The organism is Pseudomonas sp. JV414 (assembly GCF_032424305.1).
Classification (GTDB): Bacteria; Pseudomonadota; Gammaproteobacteria; order Pseudomonadales; family Pseudomonadaceae; genus Aquipseudomonas; species Aquipseudomonas lini.
The window spans coordinates 422,718-449,306 of the sequence record NZ_VYKC01000003.1 but is presented as its reverse complement, the minus strand read 5'-3'; the positions used below and the strand labels follow the sequence as shown (position 1 = coordinate 449,306).

General features: G+C 59.4%; 24 protein-coding genes and 1 pseudogene. 15 read left to right on the top strand and 10 right to left on the bottom strand.

The annotated features are described in order from the left end of the window. Positions 1–426 precede the first annotated feature (426 nt). From F6R97_RS06830 to F6R97_RS06820, 4 genes and pseudogenes are all read left to right on the top strand, one after another. Positions 427–1,743, top strand: coding sequence for a Na+/H+ antiporter family protein (locus tag F6R97_RS06830; protein ID WP_038982360.1), 1,317 nt, complete (start codon positions 427–429; stop codon positions 1,741–1,743). A gap of 61 nt (positions 1,744–1,804) precedes the next feature. Then, positions 1,805–2,761, top strand: a pseudogene (locus tag F6R97_RS29535) (cache domain-containing protein); the annotation flags it as partial. 36 nt (positions 2,762–2,797) lie between these two features. Next, positions 2,798–3,619 carry a methyl-accepting chemotaxis protein gene (locus F6R97_RS29530; protein ID WP_409999787.1) on the top strand — a complete coding sequence of 274 codons (822 nt, stop codon included), beginning with the start codon at positions 2,798–2,800 and terminating at the stop codon, positions 3,617–3,619. A gap of 306 nt (positions 3,620–3,925) precedes the next feature. Continuing rightward, positions 3,926–4,090, top strand: a complete 165-nt coding sequence (locus tag F6R97_RS06820; protein WP_046049906.1) for a metallothionein — start codon at positions 3,926–3,928, stop codon at positions 4,088–4,090. A gap of 46 nt (positions 4,091–4,136) precedes the next feature. Here the strand turns inward: F6R97_RS06820 and F6R97_RS06815 are convergent, their stop codons facing one another. From F6R97_RS06815 to F6R97_RS06805, 3 genes are all read right to left on the bottom strand, one after another. Beyond that, positions 4,137–4,364 (bottom strand): DUF6555 family protein, encoded by a 228-nt coding sequence (locus F6R97_RS06815; RefSeq protein WP_008071169.1) that lies wholly within the window; start codon positions 4,362–4,364, stop codon positions 4,137–4,139. A 317-nt stretch (positions 4,365–4,681) separates the two neighbouring features. Further along, positions 4,682–5,728 (bottom strand): purine nucleoside permease, encoded by a 1,047-nt coding sequence (locus tag F6R97_RS06810; RefSeq protein ID WP_315866279.1) that lies wholly within the window; start codon positions 5,726–5,728, stop codon positions 4,682–4,684. A 24-nt stretch (positions 5,729–5,752) separates the two neighbouring features. After that, the gene (locus F6R97_RS06805) at positions 5,753–6,709 is read right to left on the bottom strand and encodes a nucleoside-specific channel-forming protein Tsx (protein WP_008071167.1); all 957 of its coding nucleotides are present in this window, start codon (positions 6,707–6,709) and stop codon (positions 5,753–5,755) included. Positions 6,710–7,115: 406 nt separating this feature from the next. Here F6R97_RS06805 and selD point away from each other — a divergent pair, with 406 nt between their 5' ends. Together selD and mnmH are read left to right on the top strand one after the other, a co-directional pair. Beyond that, positions 7,116–8,150 (top strand): selenide, water dikinase SelD, encoded by a 1,035-nt coding sequence (gene selD, locus F6R97_RS06800; protein WP_038982365.1) that lies wholly within the window; start codon positions 7,116–7,118, stop codon positions 8,148–8,150. Then, the gene (gene mnmH, locus F6R97_RS06795) at positions 8,150–9,253 is read left to right on the top strand and encodes a tRNA 2-selenouridine(34) synthase MnmH (protein WP_038982366.1); all 1,104 of its coding nucleotides are present in this window, start codon (positions 8,150–8,152) and stop codon (positions 9,251–9,253) included. The genes selD and mnmH overlap by 1 nt, the downstream gene beginning before the upstream one ends. Positions 9,254–9,392: 139 nt before the next feature. On the opposite strand, the gene F6R97_RS06790 is transcribed toward mnmH, so the two are convergent. Beyond that, complete coding sequence (locus F6R97_RS06790) at positions 9,393–10,064, bottom strand: histidine phosphatase family protein (RefSeq protein WP_390176105.1); 672 nt, start codon at positions 10,062–10,064, stop codon at positions 9,393–9,395. A 317-nt stretch (positions 10,065–10,381) separates the two neighbouring features. Here F6R97_RS06790 and F6R97_RS06785 point away from each other — a divergent pair, with 317 nt between their 5' ends. Together F6R97_RS06785 and hemB are read left to right on the top strand one after the other, a co-directional pair. Beyond that, positions 10,382–11,089, top strand: a complete 708-nt coding sequence (locus F6R97_RS06785) for a glutathione S-transferase family protein (RefSeq protein WP_038982367.1) — start codon at positions 10,382–10,384, stop codon at positions 11,087–11,089. 245 nt (positions 11,090–11,334) lie between these two features. Continuing rightward, complete coding sequence (gene hemB, locus F6R97_RS06775) at positions 11,335–12,309, top strand: porphobilinogen synthase (protein ID WP_038982368.1); 975 nt, start codon at positions 11,335–11,337, stop codon at positions 12,307–12,309. An 87-nt stretch (positions 12,310–12,396) separates the two neighbouring features. Here hemB and F6R97_RS06770 read toward each other — a convergent pair whose 3' ends face one another. Further along, positions 12,397–13,926 carry an FAD-dependent monooxygenase gene (locus F6R97_RS06770; protein WP_315866278.1) on the bottom strand — a complete coding sequence of 510 codons (1,530 nt, stop codon included), beginning with the start codon at positions 13,924–13,926 and terminating at the stop codon, positions 12,397–12,399. A 189-nt stretch (positions 13,927–14,115) separates the two neighbouring features. Between F6R97_RS06770 and F6R97_RS06765 the strand changes: the two genes are divergently transcribed. Both F6R97_RS06765 and F6R97_RS06760 read left to right on the top strand, forming a co-directional pair. Continuing rightward, the gene (locus tag F6R97_RS06765; RefSeq protein ID WP_315866277.1) at positions 14,116–15,210 is read left to right on the top strand and encodes a DUF1615 domain-containing protein; all 1,095 of its coding nucleotides are present in this window, start codon (positions 14,116–14,118) and stop codon (positions 15,208–15,210) included. Positions 15,211–15,309: 99 nt separating this feature from the next. Further along, positions 15,310–15,930 carry a glutathione S-transferase N-terminal domain-containing protein gene (locus F6R97_RS06760; protein ID WP_048396793.1) on the top strand — a complete coding sequence of 207 codons (621 nt, stop codon included), beginning with the start codon at positions 15,310–15,312 and terminating at the stop codon, positions 15,928–15,930. A gap of 129 nt (positions 15,931–16,059) precedes the next feature. Here the strand turns inward: F6R97_RS06760 and F6R97_RS06755 are convergent, their stop codons facing one another. Then, positions 16,060–16,500 (bottom strand): CBS domain-containing protein, encoded by a 441-nt coding sequence (locus F6R97_RS06755; RefSeq protein ID WP_038982372.1) that lies wholly within the window; start codon positions 16,498–16,500, stop codon positions 16,060–16,062. Positions 16,501–16,835: 335 nt separating this feature from the next. Here F6R97_RS06755 and F6R97_RS06750 point away from each other — a divergent pair, with 335 nt between their 5' ends. Continuing rightward, entirely contained in the window at positions 16,836–19,196 is a 2,361-nt protein-coding gene (locus F6R97_RS06750; protein ID WP_161794751.1) for a DNA polymerase II, read from the top strand. Here the strand turns inward: F6R97_RS06750 and F6R97_RS06745 are convergent. From F6R97_RS06745 to F6R97_RS06735, 3 genes are all read right to left on the bottom strand, one after another. Then, the gene (locus F6R97_RS06745) at positions 19,161–19,631 is read right to left on the bottom strand and encodes a DUF1810 domain-containing protein (protein ID WP_038982373.1); all 471 of its coding nucleotides are present in this window, start codon (positions 19,629–19,631) and stop codon (positions 19,161–19,163) included. The two genes, F6R97_RS06750 and F6R97_RS06745, sit on opposite strands and share 36 nt — an antisense overlap. A gap of 30 nt (positions 19,632–19,661) precedes the next feature. Further along, positions 19,662–20,483: an aldo/keto reductase gene (locus tag F6R97_RS06740; RefSeq protein WP_315866276.1), complete on the bottom strand. Its 822-nt coding sequence runs from the start codon at positions 20,481–20,483 to the stop codon at positions 19,662–19,664. Between the two features lie 110 nt (positions 20,484–20,593). Continuing rightward, complete coding sequence (locus F6R97_RS06735; protein ID WP_050683168.1) at positions 20,594–21,742, bottom strand: aldose epimerase family protein; 1,149 nt, start codon at positions 21,740–21,742, stop codon at positions 20,594–20,596. Positions 21,743–21,992: 250 nt separating this feature from the next. Between F6R97_RS06735 and F6R97_RS06730 the strand changes: the two genes are divergently transcribed. From F6R97_RS06730 to F6R97_RS06720, 3 genes are all read left to right on the top strand, one after another. Further along, positions 21,993–22,742, top strand: a complete 750-nt coding sequence (locus F6R97_RS06730) for a hypothetical protein (protein WP_038982376.1) — start codon at positions 21,993–21,995, stop codon at positions 22,740–22,742. Between the two features lie 278 nt (positions 22,743–23,020). After that, positions 23,021–23,806 carry a sulfite exporter TauE/SafE family protein gene (locus tag F6R97_RS06725; RefSeq protein ID WP_038982377.1) on the top strand — a complete coding sequence of 262 codons (786 nt, stop codon included), beginning with the start codon at positions 23,021–23,023 and terminating at the stop codon, positions 23,804–23,806. A 93-nt stretch (positions 23,807–23,899) separates the two neighbouring features. After that, positions 23,900–25,258 (top strand): erythromycin esterase family protein, encoded by a 1,359-nt coding sequence (locus F6R97_RS06720; RefSeq protein WP_048396803.1) that lies wholly within the window; start codon positions 23,900–23,902, stop codon positions 25,256–25,258. 174 nt (positions 25,259–25,432) lie between these two features. Here F6R97_RS06720 and F6R97_RS06715 read toward each other — a convergent pair whose 3' ends face one another. Then, positions 25,433–25,801: a VOC family protein gene (locus tag F6R97_RS06715; protein ID WP_038982379.1), complete on the bottom strand. Its 369-nt coding sequence runs from the start codon at positions 25,799–25,801 to the stop codon at positions 25,433–25,435. Between the two features lie 178 nt (positions 25,802–25,979). Here F6R97_RS06715 and F6R97_RS06710 point away from each other — a divergent pair, with 178 nt between their 5' ends. Then, positions 25,980–26,513 carry a DUF4174 domain-containing protein gene (locus F6R97_RS06710; protein WP_048396805.1) on the top strand — a complete coding sequence of 178 codons (534 nt, stop codon included), beginning with the start codon at positions 25,980–25,982 and terminating at the stop codon, positions 26,511–26,513. Positions 26,514–26,589 lie beyond the last annotated feature (76 nt).

The window sequence follows — 26,589 nt, the reverse complement described above, 5'->3', positions numbered from 1 at the left end:
ACCCGCCAGGCACAGCCCGGCCAGCAGGGTGATTTTCCATTGAATGGAAAGTTGTCTGAGCGACATGGGAACGTCCTTTTATTCTTTATTCGATAAATATCTGAGACTTTGCACTGTAGCGGCCGTGATTTGGCTTTCTTTATGCTCCCCTATGAATACCGAATTACCCCCGTAGGAGCTGCCGAAGGCTGCGATCTTTTGATCTTCGGCGTCATCAAGGGCGCAAAAATCAAAAGATCGCAGCCTCCGGCAGCTCCTACACGGGACCGTGCTCCGGCTTTGACACCGAGGCGACTCTGCGGCACAGTGCGCGCCCTCTAATAAAACCCTTTTCTCCATCCGCTGGCGGCGCTCCTACAGACTGCCGGCCGGACTCATTCCGTTTGGCGGTGATTGCCTCACCGCGCTGCTTTTGAGGTAACAACAATGAATGCAGTAATTGCCGCGGTCGGCATCATGCTGATACTCAGCCTGTCCCGCGTGCATGTGGTGATCGCGCTGATCGTGGGTGCGCTGGTCGGTGGCTTGACCGGTGGCCTGGGCATCGACGCGACCCTGAAAGCCTTCAACAATGGCCTCGGCGGCGGGGCGACGGTTGCGTTGTCCTACGCTTTGCTCGGCGCATTCGCGGTGGCCATCGCCAAGTCCGGCCTGGCCCATGCGCTGGCCGACAAAGCCCTGGCCATGGTCGATCGCCAGCACGCCAACGGTGGCGGAAACGTCAAATGGCTGCTGATCGGTTTGCTGTGGGTGGTGGCCATCGCCTCCCAGAACATTTTGCCGATTCATATCGCCTTTATTCCGTTGCTGGTTCCGCCTCTTCTCTACGTGCTGACCAAGCTGCAACTGGACCGTCGATTGATTGCCTGTGTCATCACCTTTGGTTTGATCACGCCGTACATGTTCCTGCCCGTGGGCTTCGGCAACATCTTCCTCAATGAAATCCTGTTGGCCAACGTCGCCCGTAGTGGCGTGGACATCAGTGGCATCAACGTCACCCATGCCATGGGCATTCCGGCACTGGGCATGGTGTTTGGCCTCGCGGCAGCGTTCATCAGCTACCGCAAGAAGCGCGTTTACGACCTGGAAAAAATCGAGCAGGTCGAACAGGTCGCGGTGCAGTACAACCCGTTGAGCCTGATGATCGCCGGTCTGGCCATTGCCGCCGCGTTCATTGTTCAGTTGCTGCTGGACTCGATGATTATCGGGGCGCTGGCGGGTTTTCTGATTTTCTCGGTGTCGGGGATTGTGAAGTGGCGGGACACCGATGACCTGTTCACCGAAGGCATGAAGATGATGGCGATGATCGGCTTCATCATGATCGCCGCGTCCGGGTTTGGCGAAGTGATCAAAGCCACCGGGCAAGTGCAGACACTGGTCGAAACCTCGGCCTCGTGGATCGGCCACAGCAAAGCCATCGGCGCGTTGCTGATGTTGCTGGTGGGCCTGTTGGTAACCATGGGCATCGGCTCATCGTTTTCCACCGTCCCGATTCTGGCGGTGATTTTCGTACCGTTGTGCGTGCAACTGGGCTTCAGCCCGATCGCCATCGTGTGCATCGTCGGCACCGCCGGCGCACTGGGCGATGCCGGGTCACCCGCGTCGGACTCGACCCTGGGCCCGACCTCCGGTCTGAACATCGACGGCCAGCATCACCACATCTGGGACACCGTGGTCCCGACCTTCCTGCACTACAACCTGCCATTGCTGGCGTTTGGCTGGGTAGCGGCGATGGTTCTGTAAAACACCCCGGATCAAATGTGGGAGCGGGCTTGCTCGCGAAAGCGATCTGTCAGACACATCAATGCTGGATGTGCCGCCGCCTTCGCGAGCAAGCCCGCTCCCACATTTGATTGCTGTGCCCTTCACTCAACTTTTGAATTGGCCTGCCGTTATAGCCTTTAACCACGCCAACAAAATCAAAAGAGTGAACGTCATGCGCATGAGCCTGAAGGCTAAAGTCCTGTCCCTTGCCGTCCTCCCGGTGCTGCTCTTTGCGCTGGTCATCAGCCTGACCACGTTGTTCATTCTGCAGGAGCAGGCTCGCAAGGAAGTCGAGCAAACCCGTCAGCGCCTGCTCAGCGATGCCAAGGCGACTCTGCAAAGTTACGTCGCCGTGGCCATGACCACGATCAAACCGCTCTACGACGCGGCCGCCCCCGGCGATGACGCGGCGCGGGCGCAGGTGATCAAGTTGCTGTCGAGTATCACCTACGGCAAGGACGGCTACTTCTTCGGCTACGACTCCAATACCGTGCGCTTGTTCAAGGCCAACAGTCCCGAAGGCGTGGGCCAGAGCTTCAAGGACAACCGCGACCCGAACGGCGTCTACGTCAACCGTGACCTGGTGAAAGTCGCGAAGGACGGGACCCACTACCTGCAATACAGCTCGACGCTGCCCGGCAACACCCAAGTGCTGGTGCCCAAACTCGGCTACACCGAATACCTGCCGAAGTGGGACATGGCGGTCGGCACCTCGGTCAACCTCGACGGCATCGAAGCGCAAGTGGCGGTGGTCGAGGCCAAGGTCCAGGAACGCATGCAAGGCGTGGTGCTGAGCATTGTCGGGATTGCCGTGGTGGTGCTGCTGGTGATCGCTGCTGCCGGGATGCTGCTGGCCAACACCATTTTGCGTCCGCTGAACCTGATGAAAGCCAACCTCGACGACATCGCGGCGGGCGAGGGCGACTTGACCCGGCGTCTGTCCATCACCAGCCAGGATGAACTCGGCGAACTGGCCGGCTCGTTCAACCGTTTCGTCGATAAGATCCATGGGTTGGTACGGCAGATTACTGAAATGACCTCGCAACTGACCGGGCTGGTGAATCAGGTCTCCGATCAGGCCCAGCGCTCGGATCAGGCCATGGAGCGCCAGCGTCACGAAACCGATCAGGTGGCCACGGCGATCAACGAAATGTCGGCGGCGGCCCAGGAAGTGGCAAAAAGCGCGCAAAACGCGGCGGTCGCTGCCCAGCAGACCGACGAAGAAGGCCAGGCTGCCAAGCGCGTGGTGGCAGGCAGCATTGTGAAGATTCATGCGTTGGTGAACGACATTCGCAGCAGTGGTGTGTCCCTCGACAGCTTGCAGAAAGACGTGTCGTCGATTGTCAGCGTACTCGGGGTGATCCGTTCGATTGCCGAGCAGACCAACCTTCTGGCGCTCAACGCCGCCATCGAAGCGGCCCGCGCCGGTGAGGCCGGGCGTGGTTTTGCGGTGGTCGCCGACGAAGTGCGGGCATTGGCCAGTCGCACGCAAATCAGCACCCAGGAAATCCAGAGCATGATCGACCGCTTGCAGGCCGGCACCCAATCGGCAGTCGAAGCCATGCGCCGCTCCAGCGAGGCCGGTGACGGCACGTCGGCCCAGGCCAACGAGGCGGGGGCATCTCTGGATGCCATGGCTCAATTGATCGGCACCATCAACTCGATGAACGCCCAGATCGCCAGCGCCGCCGAAGAGCAAACCGCCGTGGCCGAAGAAATCAACCGCAGCGTGCATCAAATCGCCGTGGCCGTAGACAGCGTCGCCGACGAAACCCAGCTCGGCGCCCAGACCTCGCGCAGCCTGGCCGACCTTGGTCAGCGCTTGGGGAAACTGGTCGGGCAATTCCGTATTTGATTGATAGTGCTTTTGGGGCGAGGGGTTTGCCCCCACTACCGGTAAGTTAAGAAATTCGAGCGACGAAAATCCTGTGGGAGCGAGGCTTGCCCGCGAAAGCGTAGTGTCAGTCGATATCAATGTTGAATGACACTACGCCTTCGCGGGCAAGCCACGCTCCCACAGGTTCTGCATCGAGACTACCCTCATTAGTAAGCAAACACCGTCCAAGCGTTTGTTTGAACCCGTTTGTGGAACGGGCGGTCATTTGCTTCAGGTGTCGCGCACCCGCGACACCTTGACGACCACAACAATGGAGTCAGACTCATGATCGACAGTGAAAGTATCTGCGACTGCCCCAAATGTTCCTGCAAACTGGGCGAACATCCGATCGCGCGTCACGGCAAGCACTATTGCTGTGAAGCCTGTGCCAAGCACCACGAACATGGCGAAGAATGTGCCAGCAAGGGCTGTAAGTGCGCCCAACGCTGACAGTTCATCCAAAAAAAGTGGAGCCTGATCGGGCTCCACTTTCATTTCAACTGGCCGGTCGCCAGGTCACATTCTCGATGCCGAATTTTTCCGCCAGCGGTTTGCTGGTCTTTTGCACCCGTTCACGGCCAAAGCGCGGGATCCGGCCGACTCCGGCGTCGCAACTGGCCCAGTGCCAAGCCTCTGCATTGTCCATTTTGTCCAGGCGGATAATGAAAGACTTGGGCTGGCCATGAAGGGTGTATTCAATAACGAAAAGTTTTGCATTGTTCATAAAGCCTGTATTCCTCCCTGTAGTTATAGAGGGATCGCGAGGCGCGGGGAAAATTCAGTCGAATTGTCGGACGGTGACAGTGGCTGGCGACGGCCGGACGCCTTGTGATCATGGAGCCTTCCTTGACCCCCAATGATCCTAGCCTATGGCCCAGGGGGTGCTGGCGGAACCGTCACAGTCGGCATTTATGTTGAATGTTCTGGCCCTATCGCGAGCAGGCTCGCTCCCACAGTTGATCTGCGCCGCTCACATGATTTATGACCGACACAGACCTCTGTAGGAGCGAGCCTGCTCGCGATGACGGCCTGAAGCCGAACTCAGACCTCAGGCACACCTTTCTCCCAAGCCGACCAGTTCTGCAAAATCTCCTGCACCAACGGATTCCCGGTGCGGTACAGGTTCTCCAGCGCCGGCACAAAACCGCCTTGATCGGCGTATTTGAGCAGGTTATCCACCTCACTCTGGCCCGGCGCCGGCCGGTCGAAGTCGGAACCGGCGCGCACCACCGCCAGGCGCCGGACATCCACCAGCCCCTCGCGGCTGGCGCGCAGCAGCGCCTCGTAGGTTGAGTTGTCTTCCTGTTGAGTCGTGCAATAGACCCCTTCGTTATTGGTCAACAGCTTGGTCCAGACTTCTGCCCGCTCACTCAACCGCGTCCCGGAAAACCAGGTATTGCCCGCCAGTGTGTCGCACTGGGTCACCACCGGTGGCTGATTGGCTGGCGCAGACGGATACTTCAAGCGCCATATCGCTGATTCCTTGCTCTCGCTCAGCTGGACCTTGTGGCTCAGGGCGAACGCCTTGGCCTGCAACTTTGGATTGAGTTCGAACACTTCAGTCTTGTAGTCCAGCGGCGGCTTTTCGTTCGGACCTTTGGTGTTGATGCCCAGGTAACCGGTCGGCCAGTCTTTCGGCGCGTCGCGGGAATCCAGTTCCCACTGGGTGCCGAACTCCACCAGATAGTGCGCCCACGCGGTCGTGCCGATGGTGCCGTGGTGCGGGCTGATGCCGGCAATCCCGGCGATCAGGAAGTAACTTTTGCGCAGGTCGAATTTCGGTGACAGCGCCAGGGCCAGGGTCGAGGCTGCGGCATTGGTCTGGCCCATGCCGGTGACCATCAGGCACACCTGTTGGGTGTTGCAGCGGATATTCGGGTATTCGGCGGCCAGGCCCGGTACGCGCACTTCTTGCTTGAGCTCCAGGCGATCGATCCAGTTCTGCGCCTCGGGGGCGAACATGGTGATCAGCATCACTTTCGGCTGGATCGGCGCGTCGCCAGCCCAGGCAGCAGAAGAGAGCAGAGTGCCGCAGGCCAGGGGCAGGGTTACGGACAGGGAAAAGGAAAGACGCGTCATTGCATTCATAAAACCTCCTGATTCAAATGAACCTTAAAACTGATAACCGACACCGGCGTAGTAGCCCCAGCCGTTGGAACGGGCGCGGAAGTCACCGTCGCCGAAATTCAACTCGCTGCCGTCGTCCCAGTTGCCGCCGTTGTGGAAGTAACGGCCGACCAGGGTGAAACGCAAGTGGGTGAAGGCGTAGAGCAACACGTTGGTGGCCACGGTGGCGTTGGCGGTGCGGGCCGGGTTGTCCTTGTGCAGGTCGGAGCCGAAGTCGAAGTTGGTGAAACCGATGTAGGTCAACGACGCGCCGTTGCTGAAACTGCTGATGGGCACGATGTATTTGAGCTGGGCGCGGTAGCCGTCCCACGAATACTCGTTGCTGGCACCGTAGTTTTCCCACTGGTAGCGGCCGTAGAAGTTGGCCGACAAGTTGACCCGCGAATGGGTGTCGATGTCGGTACCGAGGCCGCTGTACAGCGTGTTGGCGCGATTGGCGCTGTTGCTGCCGTGGTCATAGATCCAGTCGAACGCCACGTACCATTCCTTGAACGGCCCGACGGCCAGGCTACGGCCGGCCAGGTAGTCGATGGAAATCCGTGGTTCGTGCTCCATGAACACCGGCGAGCCATGGTCCCAGACACCTTTGTCATGGCTGTTGCCAATGTCGAAGATCTTCGGAATGTCGATGTAGCCGTACAACTCGAACGGCCCCTTGCGGCCGAAGTACTCATATTCCAGGTAGATATCGTCGGCCGGTTGCGGGCCGAAGCTGATGTCTTTGCTGCCGATGACGGTCAGGTCCTGGTTGAACCAGTCCGACAGGTAGGCGCCTTTTTTCGGCGGGCTGGCTTCAGGGCTGAGGGCTTCGCCCTGGGCGGATTCTTCGGCGGTGGCCGGTTGGGCCAAAACGTGGCTGCTGAGTAGTCCTGTAACGCTGGCCAGCAGCAAGGAAACAGCCAAAGTGCGCGAGCAAGTCACGCGGCTGGAGGTGCAGTGCATTAAAAATCCCTTTTTGTGCGGATCGAAAGCCCGGTGGTGCGGGTTTGCGCGGTCAGGTGGCGAACAGGCCGGTATCGGCGACTCGCAAACGTTTGCACAAGGCATACCAGTTTTGTTCAAAGCACGGAGAAATCTAAGGAATTGACGGTTTAACTGTCCTTTCGGTCAAGGAATACGGAGGGATAGGCAGAACGAGTGATATTCAGGGCGAAAGGGATCTGGCGGTATATGCACCAAAGTGGTGTCGACTGCTCCCTGTAGGAGCTGCCGCAGGCTGCGATCTTTTGACTTTGGGCTATTTCAACTCTGCCGAAGATCAAGATCAAAAGATCGCAGCCTTCGGCAGCTCCTACAAAATGGGGTTGCTGTAGAATCCTCGGCATTGACTTCACAAGGTGCACCCCTGATGAGCGAGCCGATTCGTCTGACCCAATACAGCCACGGCGCAGGTTGTGGCTGCAAGATTTCGCCCCAGGTGCTGGAAGTGATTCTGGCCGGCAGCGGCGCGCAAAACCTGGACCCGAAACTCTGGGTCGGCAACGCCTCGCGCGATGACGCGGCGGTGTATGCCATCGACGAAGAACGCGGCGTGGTGTCGACCACCGACTTTTTCATGCCGATCGTCGATGATCCGTTCGACTTCGGTCGCATTGCCGCCACCAATGCCATCAGCGATATCTACGCCATGGGCGGCGACCCGTTGATGGCGATTGCGATCCTCGGCTGGCCGGTCAATGTGCTGGCGCCGGAGATTGCCCGGGAAGTGATTCGCGGCGGGCGTTCGGTCTGTGACGAGGCGGGGATTCCTCTGGCCGGAGGCCATTCCATCGACGCGCCAGAGCCGATCTTCGGCCTGGCCGTGACCGGGCTGGTGGAAAAGCGCCACATGAAGCGCAACGACACCGCCACCGCCGGTTGCTTGCTGTACCTCACCAAACCCTTGGGCATCGGCATCCTCACCACGGCCGAGAAGAAGGGCAAGTTGCGCAATGCCGACATCGGCCTGGCCCGCGACTGGATGTGCACCTTGAACAAACCCGGCAGCCGTTTCGGCAAACTCGACGGCGTGACCGCAATGACCGACGTCACCGGTTTTGGCCTGCTCGGGCACTTGGTGGAGATGGCCGACGGCAGCAACGTGACCGCCCGCATCGAATATGACCGGGTGCCGCGCCTGCCGGGTGTCGAGTATTACCTCGATCAGGGCTGTGTGCCGGGCGGCACGCTGCGCAATTTCGACAGCTACGCCAGCAAGGTCGGCCGGCTCCAGGAGTTGCACAAACGTGTGCTCTGCGATCCGCAGACCAGCGGCGGCCTGCTGATTGCGGTCACGCCTGAGGGCAATGAACAGTTTCTGGTGGTGGCGGCCGAACTCGGCCTGACCCTTGAACCGATCGGCGAACTGGTTGAGCGACAGACTAACGCGGTAGAGGTGTTTTGATGTCCATCGACTTCACCGATTACCGCGACATTTTTCTCAACGACCGGCCGATGATGGATACCCGCGCGCCGGTCGAATTCCTCAAGGGCTCATTCCCCGGCGTGGTCAATTTGCCGTTGATGAATGACAACGAGCGGCAACGGATCGGCACTTGCTACAAGCAGCAAGGTCAGCAAGCGGCCATCACGCTGGGACATCAATTGGTGTCCGGCGAGATCAAGGCCGAGCGCATCCAGGCCTGGGCCGATTTTGCCCGGGCTCATCCGGATGGTTATTTGTATTGTTTTCGCGGCGGCTTGCGTTCCCAGATCGTTCAGCAATGGCTCAAGGACGAAGCGGGTATCGACTATCCGCGGGTCGGTGGCGGCTACAAGGCCATGCGCACCTTTTTGCTCGATACGCTCGATCAGGCCATTACCCAGTGCGATTTCGTTTTGCTGGGCGGCATGACCGGCACTGGCAAGACCGAGGTGCTCACGCAATTGAGCAACGGGCTGGACCTCGAAGGCCACGCCCATCATCGCGGCTCCAGTTTCGGCAAGCGCGCCACCGGCCAACCCTCCAACATCGACTTTGAAAACCGCGTGGCGGTGGACGTGCTGAAGAAGCGCGCCCGCGGCATCGAACAGTTCGTGCTGGAAGACGAGAGCCGCGCGATTGGCAGTTGTGCCTTGCCGCTGCCGCTGTATCAGGGCATGCAGCAGTTTCCGATGGTTTGGCTGGAAGACAGCCTGGAAGGTCGGGTCGAGCGGATCCTGCGCGATTACGTGGTGGATTTGTGCGCCGAATTCATCGAGGTGCATGGTGATGAAGGGTTCGTGCTGTTTTCCGAGCGTTTGCTGGCGAGCCTGAACAATGTCCAGAAACGTTTGGGCGGTGAACGTCATCAGCGGATGTTGACCTTGATGGAAGACGCGCTGGCAGAACAGGCGAGCAGCGGTGCGGTGGATTTGCACCGGGGCTGGATCGAAGGGTTATTGCGCGAGTATTACGACCCGATGTATGCGTTTCAGCGGGAGAAAAAGGGCGCGCGGATCGAGTTTGTCGGGGAGCGGGGGGCGGTACTCGAATATCTGCAGGAGCGTGCTAACAAGCGAGTTTAGGTGGCGGGTTTGCTGGCCTCTTCGCGGGCAAGCCTCGCTCCTACAGGGGATATTCGTTGTACACAAATGCTGTGTTCACTGGGATCCCCTGTAGGAGCGAGGCTTGCCCGCGAAGGGGCCCTGACAGGCGCCCGATCGCTTACGTCGGACAGCTCTCCTGACCGTTATCCAGCCCCTGCTTGTAGCTGTGGCTCTGCAGGCTGGCCTTGCCGTTGTGCCAGGTCAGCGTGAGCACGTACAGCGAGTCGTAGTCGTTCGATTCCCAGTCATCGGTAATGTTCTGTTTTTTGCCGACGGCTTCCCCGGCGACTTTGTTGATCAGCTCGGGCAGGTAGCCGTGGGACCAGGCCGTATAAATGACCGAGTTGTGATACTTGTCGTGCAGCAATTCATCCGCCAGGTCGCTGGTGTCGTTGGCCGAGAAGTTGATGTTCACCGGCAAGCCGAGCTTGATCGCGCTGGGGCTGATGGTCATCAGGGGGCGGATGTAACTGTAGGAGTTATCCAGTTCGCCTTCCTCGACATTGCGTGTCGGGTTGGCGGCAAACACGTAATTGGCCTTGCCGAATTTTTCCGGCAACAAGGTGGCCAGGTCGATGGCGCGGTTCAGCCCCTGACAATTGAGCTGACCCAAGCCGCCGGCGGGTTTCTCCGCGTGGCGCAGAAACACCAGCGTCTGAGTGCCATCCGCCGGTTGGGCACGGCTTTCACTGGACTCAAGCGACAAGAACAGCGCGCTGACCGCCAGCAGGGAGGGCAGGAAGATATAGGCGCGATGCTTGAAGCGTTTGGCGAATTTCAATGGATTCATCATCGAATTGGTCATCTTCAGCGCATTCGGTTAAGGCTGACAAACCTTGACACCGCGAGCTCCCAGCATCGGGTGTATTCCATGTCGTTGACCCGGTCTGTTTCCTACAGGGCAATCCTCAGAGTCCTCTGAAGCCCTTTGGTTCGATCCGAGCGAGGTGCCTGGCACTTTAGCGGCAACCTTTTATGGATTGGGGGAAAGGTTATCGACAGGATGTTGCGGATTTAAGTAAACCCGGAGTGGCCGTGAAAAGATTGCAACCGTCGGTCGGCGATCCTGGATTATGCTCAACCCTTTCTTTGTACCGGATGCTCCTTATGACCGATTTGTCTGCATTCCCCATCACTCAAAAATGGCCGGCCCAGTACCCGGAGTGGATCCAGCTCTATTCCTTGCCAACGCCCAATGGTGTCAAGGTTTCGATCATGCTCGAGGAAATCGGGCTGCCCTACGAGCCGCATCGTGTGGGCTTCGACACCAACGATCAGTTGTCCCCGGAATTTCTGTCGCTGAATCCCAACAACAAGATCCCGGCAATCCTCGACCCCCACGGTCCAGGGGATCAACCGCTGGCGTTGTTCGAGTCCGGGGCGATTCTGATTTACCTCGCCGACAAGAGCGGGCAGCTGCTGGCGCAGGAATCGGCGGCGCGTTACGAGACCATTCAGTGGCTGATGTTTCAGATGGGCGGTATAGGGCCGATGTTCGGCCAACTCGGTTTTTTCAACAAATTCGCCGGCAAGGACTACGAAGACAAGCGTCCCCGTGATCGCTACGTCGAGGAAAGCAAGCGCTTGCTCCAAGTCCTTGAAGGCCGTCTGCAAGGGCGCGACTGGATCATGGGCGAACGCTATACCATTGCCGACATCGCGACCTTTCCGTGGGTGCGCAACCTGATCGGCTTCTATGAGGCCGGCGACCTGGTTGGTATCCAGAATTTCCCCAACGTCACCCGCGTGCTGGAACGTTTCCTGACAAGGCCGGCGGTGATTCGCGGACTGGAAATCCCTAGGCAACCCCTTTGATTTATCGGCTGAACCTGTGGGAGCGGGCTTGCTCGCGAAAGCGGTGAGTCAGTCGATATCAATGTTGAATGATAGGCCGCCTTCGCGAGCAAGCCCGCTCCCACAAGGTTCTGTGCTGGATGCGGCGATTGTTATCGAACCGGTAATGCTTTGTTCCGTGTCTGAGGTTTGTGCCTCGCGCCTTGCAGGGCATAAGCTTCGCTCCCTACGATTTTTGTCTCATCCGCCGTTTTTCAGGAAGCCCCATGCCCAGTCAGTTCCCCGAAGCACGTCCACGCCGTCTGCGCCGCAATGCGAGCCTGCGCAGCCTGTTCCAGGAAACCGAGTTCAGCTTGAGCGACCTGGTGCTGCCGATTTTTGTCGAGGAAGAAATCGACGATTTCGTGCCGATCAAGAGCATGCCTGGGGTGATGCGTATTCCCGAGTCGAAGCTGGCCGGCGAGATTGAGCGTTACGCTCGGGCCGGGATCAAGTCGGTGATGACGTTTGGCGTGTCCCATCATCTGGACAGCAGCGGCAGCGACACCTGGAGCGACAACGGCCTGGTGTCGCGCATGTCGCGCATCGCCAAGGACGCCGTGCCGGAAATGATCGTGATGTCCGACACCTGTTTCTGCGAGTACACCGACCACGGCCATTGCGGCGTGCTGCACCACCACGAAGTCGACAACGATCAGACCCTGATCAACCTCGGCAAACAAGCCGTGGCGGCCGCTCGCGCCGGCGCCGATGTGATCGCACCGTCGGCGGCCATGGACGGGCAGGTCCAGGCCATTCGCCGGGCGCTCGATGAGGCGGGTTTCAGCCAGACCGCGATCATGGCCTATTCGACCAAATTCGCTTCGGCGCTTTATGGCCCGTTCCGCGAGGCCGGTGGCAGTGCACTGAAGGGCGACCGCAAAAGCTATCAGATGAACCCGATGAACCGCCGCGAAGCCGTGCGGGAATCACTGATGGACGAGCAGGAAGGTGCCGACGCGCTGATGGTCAAACCGGCCGGCGCGTACCTGGACATCATCCGCGACATCCGCGAAGCCTCGCGTTTGCCGCTGTCGGCGTATCAGGTGAGCGGTGAGTACGCGATGATCAAATTCGCCGCCCAGGCCGGGGCCATCGATGAAGACCGAGTGGTGCGTGAGAGCCTGGGGGCGATCAAACGGGCCGGGGCGGATTTGATCTTCACCTACTTCGCGATGGATCTGGCCCTGGCCGGGATCTAAAAAATCAAAAGATCGCAGCTTGCGGCAGCTCCTACAGGTGCACTCAATTTCATGTAGGAGCTGCCGAAGGCTGCGATCTTTTGATCTTCAGCCGAAGAAAGACCGAATTTCACGGTCCCGGAAATACCGCTCGATCACCTTCGGATCGGCGCTGTAGTCGGCAATCGCCACATACGTATCCGGTCGCAGCAGGTAAAACCCGTTGCGCGCCAGCCCCGCCGTTTCAAACGCCGGCCGCCAGTCGAACACCTGCAACGGTAAGTGATGCTCGGCGCACCAGGCGATCATCTCATCGCTGGTGTCGCCATATACATGCACTTGCCAGGTTGGGTCCTTCAGCGATTCGAAATTGTCCCCTTCACCGTCGTGGGCCCAGGGCAGGCGATCACCGCCGTGAACATGGCCAGCAACGCCTTCGCTCAACGGCATGCCACGATAGTTGAGGGTGGTCTGCGACACCGTGCGAAACAGGAATTCCCGAGCAGCTTCCAGCGATGTCATTTTCGGGATCAAGAAGGGGGCCACGCGGGTGCGCAGCAAGTCGGCAATTCGCCCTTCGGCCGTGACGAAACTGAAAACCCGGTCAGTAGTTGCCACCAATCGCCGGGCAAAGGCGATGCGTTCGGTTTCATAACTGTCGAGCAGTTTGGTCGTGGCGCCACCGCTCAACACCGCCGCGAGTTTCCAGGCCAGATTGATCGCGTCGCCAATCCCGGTATTCATGCCCTGGCCACCCGCCGGGCTGTGGACATGGGCGGCATCACCCAACAGAAACGCGCGCCCGGTGCGAAAGTGATCCGCAACCCGGTGATGCACACGGTAGGTCGAGAACCAGTTCACCTGATCGATCTGCACCTTTAGATGCTCGATGGCCCGGCTGCTGACGTCTTCAAACTGGAGGGTTTCGGCGCGGTCAGCACGCTCGTCGCGAACCGTGCCGATCAGGCGGGCGCGACCTTCGCCAGCCAAGGGAAATACGGCGAGGAAGTCGGCTTCATCAAGGTCCACATGCAGTTCACCGTTGAACGTGGGGCCGCGAGCTTGCACATCAGCCACGTAGAAAATCTGCTGGTAAGTGCCGCCCGGAAAACCAGTGTCCAGCGTCTTGCGCACAATCGACCGGGCGCCGTCGCAGCCGGCGAGATAACAGGCCTGGCAGGTTTCTTGCTGACCATCGGGCAAGCGCAGCCGGGCGGTGATGCCGTCGCCGGTTTCCTCGAAGCTTTGCAGTTCAGTGTTGCGCTCCACCGTAATACCGAAGGCCTCCAGGCGTTCGATCAGCAGGCGTTCGTGCTCGTCTTGCGGATACATTTCCAGAAACGCGTAGGGCGTCAGACCTTCGCCAATGGTGCTCAGCGGCAGGCGCGCAACCGGTTCGCCCTTGACCCAGAAATTCGCCGCGGCCACTTTATGGCCGTTTTGCACAACGGTGTCGCTGAGGTCGAGCTGGCGATACAGTTCAAGCGTTCGCGCCTGTACTGCCAGCGCACGTGAAGTGGTGCCGGGTTCCGACGTCTTGTCGATAATGCGCACCCCAATTCCCAGTTTGCTCAGCCACAGCGCCAGTACCAGCCCGGTCGGGCCGGCGCCGATGATCAGCACGTCGCTACGGTTCATGAGCTGTCCTCCTCGGTATGTGGATCAAGTATGGTTCAGCCCGGATGCACCGGCCGCCCGGCTGCCCAACGGAAAACCACCGCTACGGAGCGGGGGGCAGGGGAACAGTCCGCGACTGTCACAGTCATAGCCTGCGCCATGCCATTGATCGTATGGTTAACCCGGCTCAACGGATTTTGATGGAGCATCATGCAAGCCAATCGATTGATCATGAGCGTCGCGGCACTGTTGGTTCTGGCCGGTTGCGGTAGCCAACGCACGCAAGAACCGCCGGCCCGCAAGCCTGCCGAGGTCAAGGCCGAGATCATGCGTCTGCTGCCGGCCAAGACGGTCGACCGCCAAGGCTGGGCCACGGACATCTATGCAGCATTTGCCGCGCAAAAGATTCCACCGACCACGCAAAACCTGTGTTCGGTACTCGCGGTCACTGAGCAGGAATCAACGTTTCAGGCTGATCCGCGGGTACCGGGCCTGGGCAAGATCGCCCGGGACGAGATCGACCGCCGCGCCGCCAAGGCCCACATTCCCGGCCTGCTGGTGAGCGGTGCCTTGCAGGTAAGCTCACCCAATGGCAAAAGTTACAGTGACCGGCTGAATGCCGCGCGCAGCGAAAAAGAACTCAGCGCGATTTTCGATGATTTCATTGGCATGGTGCCCATGGGGCGGACGCTGTTCGATGGTTTCAACCCGGTGCACACTGGTGGGCCGATGCAGGTCAGCATCGACTTCGCCGAGCAGCAGGCGCGTAATTATCCCTACCCGGTGAATGGCTCGATTCGCCGCGAAGTATTCACGCGTCGCGGCGGTATGTATTTCGGTATTGCCCACTTGCTCGGTTATCCAGTGAGCTACAAGCAGCCGCTGTATCGCTTCGCCGATTTCAACGCCGGTTGGTACGCCAGCCGCAATGCGGCGTTTCAGAACGCGGTAAGTCGTGCGACCGGTATCCCGCTGGCGCTGGATGGCGATCTGGTGCGCTACGGTTCGATCATGCCGGGTACCACGGAATTGGCGGTGCGTACTCTCGGCAAGCAATTGGACATGCGCAACCTGACCATTCGGGATCAATTGGAGGAGGGGAAAGGTCTCGAATTCGAGGACACCAAGCTTTATCGGCGGGTTTTCGCCCTGGCCGAACAGGCTGAAGGCCGACCATTACCCCGGGCGGTGTTGCCGGGGATCCTCCTGCAAAGCCCGAAAATCACCCGCAAACTCACCACAGCGTGGTTTGCCAAGCGGGTCGATGAGCGTTATCAGCGCTGCATGAAGCGCGCAGGGATGTGACTGAACCAAAAATGGTCAAAAAAACCAACGCTTAACTGACAATTCGAACGCAATCTTCGGCAACTGCTACAAAGAGAGAGTCGCAGAGGAGATTTAGTCATGTACCAGCTCTACGGGCACCAGAACTCGGGTGCGGCCGCCATCGAAGCCGCGTTGGAACTGTGCGAGGTTCCTTATCGCTTCATCGATGTTTCATCGTCCCCGGAGGCGGTTCAGGCATTGGAGAAGCTCAACCCGCTCAAGCAGATTCCCACCCTGCAATTGCCCGATGGCGGTGTTCTGACCGAGAGTGCGGCCATCCTGATCCATCTGGGCCTGACATTCCCGGAGTCGAACCTGCTGCCGGAAAACCCGCTCAAGCGTGATCAGGTTATTCGGGGGCTGGTGTACATCGTCAGCAATTGCTATGCCGCCATCGGCATCATCGATTATCCCGAACGCTGGCTGGCCGAGGCGGACGAATCATCCAGGGAAAACCTTATAGCCGGTGCCCGCCAGCGCCTGCACTGGAGTTGGGAGGTGTTTGCCGATCAGTTCGCCGGCAAGTTGTACCTGGGCGAGGGCGCGCCGGGCGCGCTGGATATTCTGGCGGCGGTGGTGACACGGTGGGCGGGTACCCGAGAGCACTTGCGCACCGCGCGGCCGGGGTTCTCTGCCTGGCTTGAACGCTTCGACCGGCACCCTGCGTTGGCACCGGTTTTCGCGCGGCATTGGCCATAGGAACACCGCCAAACAAATGTGGGGGGGCTTTTGTGGCGAGGGGGCTTGCCCCCGTTCGGCTGCGAAGCAGTCGCAAAGCTTTTGGGGCCGCTTCGCGACCCAACGGGGGCAAGCCCCCTCGCCACAGGATCACTCGCCGCGAATGTACTGCTCCAACTGCCGAATCAGTTCAGCCTGTTCGGCAATGGCTTCCTTGACCAGGTCGCCGATGGACAGCAAGCCTATCAACTCGCCGTTTTCCACCACCGGCAAGTGCCGCAGGCGTTTTTCGGACATGATGCCCATGCAGGTTTCGACGGTTTGATGGGTGTCCACGGTGATCACCGGCGCCACCATGATGTCACTGACCGGTGTGCCGACGGAGGAGCGCCCCTTGAGCACCAGTTTGCGCGCATAGTCACGCTCGCTGATGATGCCGACGACCGCGCCATCTTTCAGCACCGGTAACGCGCCGACGTTTTTTGCGGCCATCACCATCAGCGCTTCCAGCACCATTTGATGAGGCGCAATGGTGTGGACTTCCTGATTCTGTTGGGCCTTTAACTTGAGCAGTTGGGCGACGGTTTTCATGGCGGTTTCTCGGGTGTTGTCGTTGTTCTTGAAGAATCGTAGAGACGCGCTCACAGAGCAAGGCAGAAAGCGGCAGATACCGCGCAAAAAGCGTCATTCAGCGATTTTTCTTTGTAAAAGTCCGCCCCTGAGCGACGAAAATCCTGTGGGAGCGTGGCTTGCCCGCGAAGAATGCACCGCGGTTTTTCAGGTACTACGCGTTATCGTTCTTCGCGGGCAAGCCACGCTCCCACAGGTTCTGCGTCTTAACTTACCGGCATTAGGGCAAGCCCCCTCACCACACCGTCGATCACGCGTAGAATTACCCCTTGAATCAGATCGTTGAGGTTGCAGTGGTGGATTTACAGCAGGGCTTCGTCCTGACCCGGCATTGGCGCGATACCCCGGCCGGCACGGAAGTCGAGTTCTGGCTGGCGACCGATGCCGGTCCCCGACGCATCCGCCTGCCGCATCAACCGTCGGTAGCGTTCATTCCGGCAGTCCAACGCGAGCAAGCCGAAACACTGCTGCGCGGCGAGAAAAATGTCGAGCTGAAGCCCTTGGCACTTCTGGACTTCGAACACCGCCCGGTGCTTGGCCTGTATTGCCAGCAGCACGGTCAATTGATGCGCCTGGAAACCACGCTGCGCAGATCAGGTATCGATGTATTCGAAGCCGACATCCGCCCGCCGGAACGCTACATGATGGAGCGTTTCATCACCGCGCCCGTTTTGTTCGGTGGCACACCCAGTGCCGAAGGCCTGCTGCTCGACGCGCAAATGAAACCCGACCCCGGCTACCGACCGAACCTCAGGCTGGTCTCGCTGGACATCGAAACCACCGCCCAAGGCGAGTTGTACTCCATCGCCCTGGAAGGCTGCGGCGAGCGTCAGGTGTACATGCTTGGGCCGCCCAATGGCGATGACAGTGCGGTGGATTTTCAGCTCGAATACTGCGACTCGCGAACCCTGCTGCTGAAAAAACTCAATGAATGGTTCGCCCGGCATGACCCCGACGCCATCATCGGCTGGAACGTCGTGCAGTTCGATCTGCGCGTACTGCACGAACATGCTCGCCGCTTGGCGGTACCGCTGAAACTGGGGCGTGGCGGTGAAGAAATGCAGTGGCGCGAGCACGGCAGCCGCAATCATTATTTCGCCTCGGCCGCCGGCCGGTTGATCATCGACGGCATCGAGTCGCTGCGTTCGGCGACCTGGAGCTTCCCCTCGTTCAGCCTGGAAAACGTCGCGCAAACCCTGTTGGGCGAGGGCAAGTCGATCGACAACCCGTACCAGCGCATGGACGAAATCAATCGCATGTTCGCCGAGGACAAACCGGCCCTGGCGAAATACAACCTCAAGGACTGCGAACTGGTGACGCGGATCTTCGCCAAGACCGAGTTGCTGACCTTCCTGCTCGAGCGCGCCAGCGTTACCGGTTTGCCGGCGGACCGCAGCGGTGGCTCGGTGGCGGCGTTCACTCACCTGTATATGCCGTTGATGCACCGTCAGGGCTTCGTCGCACCGAACCTGGGCAACAAACCACCGGAGGCCAGCCCCGGCGGTTTTGTCATGGACTCGCAACCAGGGCTGTACGAATCGGTGCTGGTGCTCGACTACAAAAGCCTCTATCCGTCGATCATCCGCACCTTCCTGATCGACCCGGTGGGCTTGATCGAAGGGCTCAAGCATCCCGACGACAGCGAGTCGGTGCCGGGCTTTCGCGGTGCACGTTTTTCAAGAGCCCGGCATTGCCTGCCGGCGATCATCACCCGGGTCGCCGAAGGCCGTGAAACCGCCAAGCGCGAACACAACGCGCCGCTGTCGCAGGCGCTGAAGATCATCATGAATGCCTTCTACGGCGTCCTCGGTTCCAGCGGTTGCCGCTTCTTCGATACACGGCTGGCCTCCTCCATCACCCTGCGCGGTCACGAGATCATGCTGCGCACCCGCCAGTTGATCGAAGCCCAAGGCCACGCGGTGATCTATGGCGATACCGACTCGACGTTCGTCTGGCTGCGACGCGCTCACGGGCAGGCCGAAGCTGCGCAGATCGGCCACGCGCTGGTGGACCACGTCAACCAGTGGTGGCGCGAGCATGTGAAACAGGAATACGGGCTGGAAAGTGCCTTGGAATTGCAGTTCGAAACTCACTACAAACGCTTTCTGATGCCGACCATTCGCGGCGCCGAGGAGGGTAGCAAGAAGCGCTATGCCGGGTTGGTTACCCGCGCCGATGGCACCGATGAAATGGTCTACAAGGGCCTGGAAACCGTGCGCACCGACTGGTCGCCGCTGGCCCGGCAATTCCAGCAGGAGTTGTACCTGCGCATCTTCAATCGCAAGCCCTATCAGGATTACGTACGTGACTATGTGCGCAAGACATTGGCCGGTGAGTTCGACGAGCGCCTGATCTATCGCAAACGCCTGCGCCGTACCCTCGATGATTATCAGCGCAACGTGCCACCGCATGTGCGGGCTGCGCGAATCGCCGATGACTACAACGACCAGCAGGGACGTCCACGGCAATACCAGAATGGCGGCTGGATCAGTTATGTAATCACCGTCGCCGGCCCCGAGCCGCTGGAAATCCGCAGCGCGCCCATCGACTACGACCATTACGTCACCCGGCAGCTGCAACCGGTGGCGGATGCGATCCTGCCGTTCGTGGATGATGATTTCTCAACGCTGATTGGGGGGCAACTGGGCCTGTTTTGAGTCCAGCAGCGACAACGTCCAGCCATCCGGTATGCCATGAAAATACTGATCCAGCGCCTGATGGAACAGGCTGCCTTTTGGCGAAACCTGGGCGAACAGCGTCATCGATGAGTGAAACTTGAGGTTGTCGGGATGACCGAAAATCTTGGCGATCGACTGATGAGGAACGTCCAGGACCAATTGCGTGCAGGCACGCAAACGTGGACCCAGTAACGGATGCTCCAGGTACGCCGTGGCTTCTTCGCTGGAGCGAATGGCAAAGTAGCGGGACATCTCGCTGTCGCCCAACCCGGAAAACTGCGGAAAGATAAACCACATCCAGTGCCGGCGCTTCTGGCCGGCGCGCAATTCCTCCTGCACCCACTCGAACACAGGGTCCTGCGCCTGGACGAAGCGTGGCAAATTGAACGAGTCGAGCTGATCGGTACTTCTCATGCCGATGCCCTCTGACAGAACCGCGATGGCTCAGACCATGGCCAACCGCTGCTTGCGTTGTGGCGCGCGAAAAGCTTGGTCCAGCGCCTCCAGATCCCCGACCTCAAGCCGCAATTGCGCCGCTTGCGCATTGAGCTGCACGTGCTCGGGACGGACCGCCTTGGGGATGGCGATCACGCCGTTCTGACGCAGAATCCATGCCAGCGCTACCTGCGCAGGTGTCGCTTCGTGACGGGCGGCAATCTGCTTGAGCGTCGAATTGGCCAGCATGCTCCCGCCCTGGCCGATCGGACAATAGGCCATCACCGGCATCCTTTGGTGTTGGCTCCAGGGCAGCAAATCGAATTCGATGCCGCGCTCTTCCAGGTTATACAGCACCTGATTGGTGGTGCAGGTCGGCGAGGCCAGTTCTTCCATGTCGTCCAGATCGAAGTTGGACACGCCCCAACGGTCGATCTTGCCGCTTTCACGCAGGCGTTCGAAGGCTTCGACGGTTTCCTCAAGGGGATACTCGCCGCGCCAGTGCAACAGGTAAAGATCGATGTAATCGGTATTCAAACGCCGCAGGCTACGTTCGCAGGCCTGGGGGATGCCCAGGCAGCTGGCGTTGTGAGGGTAGACCTTGCTGACCAGAAAAACCTGGTCGCGCCTGCCTGCGATGGCTTCACCCACCACCTCTTCAGCGCCTCCTTCGGCGTACATTTCAGCGGTGTCGATCAGGGTCATGCCCAACTCGATGCCCAAACGCAACGCTGCAACTTCCTTTGTGTGTCGGGAGCGTTCCTCTCCCATGCGCCAGGTTCCTTGGCCGATGACCGGCACATGGATGCCGGCCAGCTCAAGAGTACGCATGAATTCTCCTCACCGAAGCCCGATCGATACTTCAGTTGGCAGCAAAATAGTCCAGTGGTTCCGTCGGACTCCAGAAAGGAGGTAACAGCAAACGCGTCAAAATCGCAGCGTTATAGGGCGGAAAACTTGAACACCGTAGTCTGGGCATAGCGCTTGCCCGGATCCAGCCTTGTGGAAGGGAAGTTCGGCTGGTTCGGCGAATCAGGATAATGCTGAGTCTCCAGAGTAAACGCCCCCCAATGCGGATAGATCTTGCCCGCCTTGCCCTTGACCGTGCCATCGAGGAAGTTGCTGGTATAGAACTGCACGCCGGGCTCGGTAGTGTAGAGCTGCAAGCGGCGCCCGGATTGCGGATCGCTGACATCGGCGGCGAGTTTGCCCAGATCCCCCTTGGCATCCAGCACCCAGTTGAAATCGAAACCACCTTGTTTGGGTTCGGCGAATTTCAATTGAGGATGATCAGCCTTGATATGTTGACCGATGGCGGTCGGTTGAGTGAAGTCCATGGGCGTGCCGGCGACCGGGGCCAGTTCACCGGTGGGGATCAGTTTGCCGGTGACCGGCGTGTAGCGGGCGGCATGCAAGGTCGCAAGCTGCTTCAGTACGTCGCCATTGCCCGCGCCGGCCAGGTTGAAATAGCTGTGGTTGGTCAGGTTCAGCACTGTGGGTTTGTCAGTGCTGGCCTTGTACTCGATGCGCAGCTCATTGTTCTCGGTGAGGCTGTAGGTGACTTCGGTTTTAAGGTTGCCCGGGAAACCCATTTCACCGCTCGCCGACAGATACGTCAGGGTCACGCCCACCGAATCCTTGCCTTTGCTCGGTTCGGCTTTCCACACGCGCTTGTCGAAACCCTGGGCCCCGCCGTGCAGTGAATTGCTGCCGTCGTTGAGTGGCACTTGATAGTGCTTACCGTCCAGCTCGAAGGCACCGTTGGCCAGGCGATTGCCGAAGCGGCCGATGGTCGCGCCGAAGTACGCGGTGCCGCTTTGATAACCCTGCACGTCGTCGAAGCCCAGCACCACATCGTCGAGCTTGCCGTTTTTGTCCGGCACTTTCAGCGACTGCAGAATCCCGCCGTAGGTAATGACCGTGGCTTGCAGGCCATGGCTGTTGCGCAAGATGTATTGCTCGACGGGCGTGCCGTCATTGGTTTTGCCGAAGGCTTTGTGTTCGCTGGACAAGCCGGCGGCATGAGCGGGGAGGGTGGCGATCATCAGGGACAGTCCGAGGCCGGAGAGCAGGTATCGAGATTGAAGCATGGTTGACCTTCCTTTTTGTTGTTTTGTGATAAGTAGTCATACTAATAGTCGAGTTTTAACGCAATCAAAGAAGGATTTATAGCTTATTTATGCAGTGTTGCAATTATAAAGTATGACTAATTTAGGGGCGCTTTCACGGTGATCCGCGTTTACGGACCACCGGCACTGCACTTTTTCGGCTTTCGCGGTTCTATCCTTGGCCAGCCCGCGGCGATCCCCACCGCCGGCCCATGCCCAAGTTCAAGAACCCATGGCTCGAGTTTTACCCCGCTTTACCCCGCACATTCGCCGTCATAGCTGGCTGCTGATTGGCCTGTCGATGCTCTTCGCCAGTGGCTGCAGCCATCAGCCGGGCAACGATATCGTCAGCCAGTTTCGCAACGGCACACCCCAGGAGTTTCTTCAGACCAGCGTCGACCGCATGGCGACTCTGGCGATGCGCGACAACCTCGAAAGCCTCTACCTGCTGATGAACAAGCTCTACCTGCGCAACCCGGAAGAGCTGAAGAAATCCGGCTTCCTTGATGTCGGCACCGCGGAAAAACAAGTGCGCATGGCCATCGAACAGCAACAGCCGCTACCCACTCTCGGTGGCAAAAAAGACCTCGCCGCGCTGAGCTACGCCATGAGCCCGGAATTCCTCGGCGACCGGGTCGGTGCTTTCATCTATGCCATCGGCAGCATGCTGGTCACCGCCCACGGCAATCGGCTGGAGTTCTACATGACGGATGCGATCAACCCGACCTTCGTCAGCAATGCCGCGCGCAACATTGAGAAAGCCACCTGGATCTTGAGTCAGCGGCAAAACAAGCAAGGCGAGCCGTTGCTGTTTTCCAACGAAATCTCGGAGGAGGGCAGCAACCTGAGTTTTGCCGTGGAGTTCGGCAAAATCGTCGCGCGGCTGGACCTGCTGACCCAGATGCTCGACGAACGCTACCGACGGATCGGCCTCAACTACGCCCAGAGTTTGCTGTTTCTGAATTTTTTGCCAGTGCAGTGATTTGAGTAGTGAACCCAAATCCCCTGTGGGAGCGAGATTTTGTGGGAGCTGGCTTGCCTGCGATGGCATCAACTCGGTTCGACGTTAAACCGAGCCGTCTGCATCGCAGGCAAGCCAGCTCCCACAAAAAGCCGGCCTCACAGGGGGCTTGAAAGAAAGAAGATTGTGTTCCGCCTAAATGAGTTGGCATAACGATAGACCGCATCGATATAACTGGTTATAAGAAAAATCGCTATGCTGCGAGCCGGTTATTTCCCTGCGATTTTCTGGGCGTATTAATGGAATTCGGTAATTTCGGGTTGGTCGTTGCAGGTCTGGTGGTCGGCTTTATTGTCGGCATGACCGGCGTCGGGGGCGGTTCGTTGATGACCCCCATTCTGTTGTGGTTCGGCGTCAACCCGGCTACGGCGGTGGGCACGGACTTGCTGTACGCGGCCATTACCAAATCCAGTGGTGTGCTGGTTCATCGCAAGAACAAGAACATCGACTGGGCAATCACCGGTTGGCTGACGCTCGGCAGTGTGCCGGCGGTGGCGCTGACGCTGTGGTTCCTGAGCAGTTTGCAGACCTCGCCCGACGCGATGAACGCCGTTATCAAACAAGCCTTGGGCTTCGTATTGTTCGCCACGGCACTGGCGATTTTCTTCAAGAAACGCTTGCTCGATTTCGCCCACAAACGGGCGGGCGGCCACTACAACCCTAGCGGTCCCCGCTTGAATGCACTGACCGTCATCACCGGTCTGATCCTGGGCACCATGGTGGCCCTGACCTCCATCGGCGCCGGCGCCCTGGGCACCGTCGCACTGTTCATTCTGTATCCCATGCTGCCTACTCGCCGCCTGGTCGGCACCGAAATCGCTCACGCGGTGCCCCTGACCCTGGTCGCCGGCCTGGGCCATGCGAGCATGGGCAACATGGATTGGCACATTTTGGGCTACTTGCTGGTCGGTTCGCTGCCGGGGATTTATCTGGGCAGCCATTTGACCGGGCGTATCTCCGACGAACTGCTGCGTCCGTGCCTGGCCACGATGCTGGTGCTGATCGGCTACAAACTGGCGTTCTGATCCGGCACCGTATGGATCACTGAATTTGGCGGAATCATGCTCTCGCTGACGTAGTCAAAACTATGACCACGTTCAGATGAGGTCATGACGTCCATGAACAGCCCCGTAAACGATCTTCTGCGACGGTTCCGCCGCCCCCGTGGCGAGCCTCCCGGCAATGCAGCCGAAGTGCTACGCCGACATGCCGAGCCGTTGCCTGCACTCGACTCACCTGAATTCGGCGAACTGTTCGACCGCTTTGGCGATGCCAGCGTGGTGCTGATCGGTGAATCCAGCCACGGCACCCAGGACTTCTACCAGACCCGAGCGGCGATCACCCGCCGCCTGATCGAGCAGCATGGCTTCGGCATCGTCGCGGTCGAAGCCGACTGGCCCGATGCTGGGCAGATCGATCGATGTGTCCGCGACCTGGGGCGCTCCGCCTGGAAAAAACAGGCCTTCGCCCGATTCCCCACCTGGATGTGGCGCAACACCGCCGTGCAGACTTTTACCCGCTGGCTGCACCACCATAATCGCGGGCTGACGCTGGAGCAGCGAGTGGAGTTTCGCGGGCTGGATGTTTACAGCATGCGTCACTCCATCGACGAAGTGCTGGGCTATCTCGATAAGACCGACCCGCAGCTGGCAAAAGAAGCTCGACATCGCTACAGCTGCCTGACGCCGTGGCATGACGACCCGGCGCTGTACGGTCATTTCGCCGAGCGTGGCAACATGGCCACATGCGAGGACGCCGTGGTCGAGCAATTGAATGTGCTGCTGGGCGAACGGCTTGATCCGATGGCTGCCGATGACGAGGCGTTTTTCAGCGCCACCCAGAACGCCCGGGTGGTGCGGGCCGCCGAGCAGTATTACCGCGCCATGTACCGCGGCTCGACTTCCTCGTGGAACCTGCGTGACCTGCACATGTTCGACACCTTGCAAACCCTGATGGAGCATCGCGGGGCAGGCGCCAAAGCGGTGGTGTGGGCGCATAACTCACACATCGGCAACGCTGCCGCTACGCAAATGGGTTGGGAGGGGCAGTTCAACATCGGTCAGTTGTGCCGCACGGCCTACGGCTCACAAGCGGTGCTGATCGGCATGGGCACCGACCACGGCACCGTCGCCGCCGCCGATGACTGGGACGAGCCGATGCAGGTCAAACAAGTGAACCCGGCATTGGCCGACAGCTGGGAACAACTGTTTCTCCAGGCCGGCGTCCCCGCAGCATTGCTTGACTGGCGGACGTCACCGAGCGAGGAGTTGCTGGACGTACTGGCCGAGCCATTACTTGAACGCGCCATCGGCGTCATCTATCGACCCAGGACCGAGCGCCAGAGCCATTACTTTCAAGCAGTGCTGGCGGAGCAGTTCGACGCTTTCGTCTGGATCGAAAAAACCCATGCGGTCTCGCCATTGCCGGCGCCTGAGTTCATGGAGCACGAGGAAGACACCTTTCCGTTCGGTATATGACCCGCAAATGACGGGTATCTATGCCAGTCAGTTAATAGAAATCCCTGTGGGAGCTGGCTTCTGTGGCGAGGGGGCTTGCCCCCGTTCGGCTGCGAAGCAGTCGCAAAGCTTTTAGGGCCGCTTCGCGCCCCAACGGGGGCAAGCCCCCTCGCCACAGAAGCCCGCAGGTTCTGCCTATTCCCGGGTGAAAATCTCCAGCAGATGCCCGTCCGGGTCATCGAAATACACCCGCCGACCACCACCGTAATCATTGATCTCATTAGGCCGTTGCTTGCCAGGATCGGCCCACCAGGGCTGCTTGCGTGCTTGCAGGCGAGCAAAGGCCGCATCGAAGTCTTCGTCGCCAATCAGGAACGCATAGTGTTGTGACGCGATGGGCGGGTCGTTGTTGTAGAAATCCAGCGACACTCCGTTATCGAATTTGACCACCAGCATCGGCCCGAACGGCTCGGCATCGGGCAGGCCGAGGAGGTCGGTCAGGTAGCAGGCCGACACCTGTTTGTCACGGCACCAGACGATGGTGTGGTTCAACTGAGCGCTCATGGAAAATCCTCACGGCGAATCAGGTCGTTCATGTCGTGCCATGAGATTAGCTCAGGCTGTTGCGCAATGACTGCCCTGACCTAAGCTTGGGGCAAGGCGAACACAAATACGTTGCCTCACCCGGAACGTTCGCCGCGATGCGCAATCATTAGAGCGTGGATATCAAAAGGAGATGCGCATGCTCATCAGGTCTTTGACCCTGGCTACTCTGCTGGCTTTCGTCGGCCCCTTGTTCGCCGCCGATGACGATTCCCCTCTGGTTAAAGACGTGGGCAGGGCCCGTCCCCTGATTGTCATCGCGCCCAGTTCGGTCGACCCCACCTGGGTCAGCCTGAAAAAATCCCTGGATGAACCCGCCAGCCGCAAGGGCTTCACCGAGCGAAACATGGTGCTGTACACCGTGATCAATACGATGGGTCAGCGCGACGGCAAAGACCTTGACCCGCAAACGACGATGGCGTTGATCCGCTCGCTGAAACTGGGCGCCGGGGCGAAGAGCAAAATCATCCTGGTTGGCAAGGACGGCGAAAAGAAGCTTGAAAAAGATGTGGTCGAGCTGAAAGAGATTTTCAGCACCATCGACGCGCTGCCAGCCGCTGAAAAGGAAGCGACAGTACCGGTGCCAGCGCCGGTGGCTGACGTTGCACCGGCCAAAGGTGCAAAGGGCAAACCGGCGAAACCCGCCAAACCGCCTGAGCAGCCGGATGACTGAATTTTCGCTGGTAAGTTAAGAAAATTGAGCGACGAAAATCCTGTGGGAGCGTGGCTTGCCCGCGAAGAATGCACCG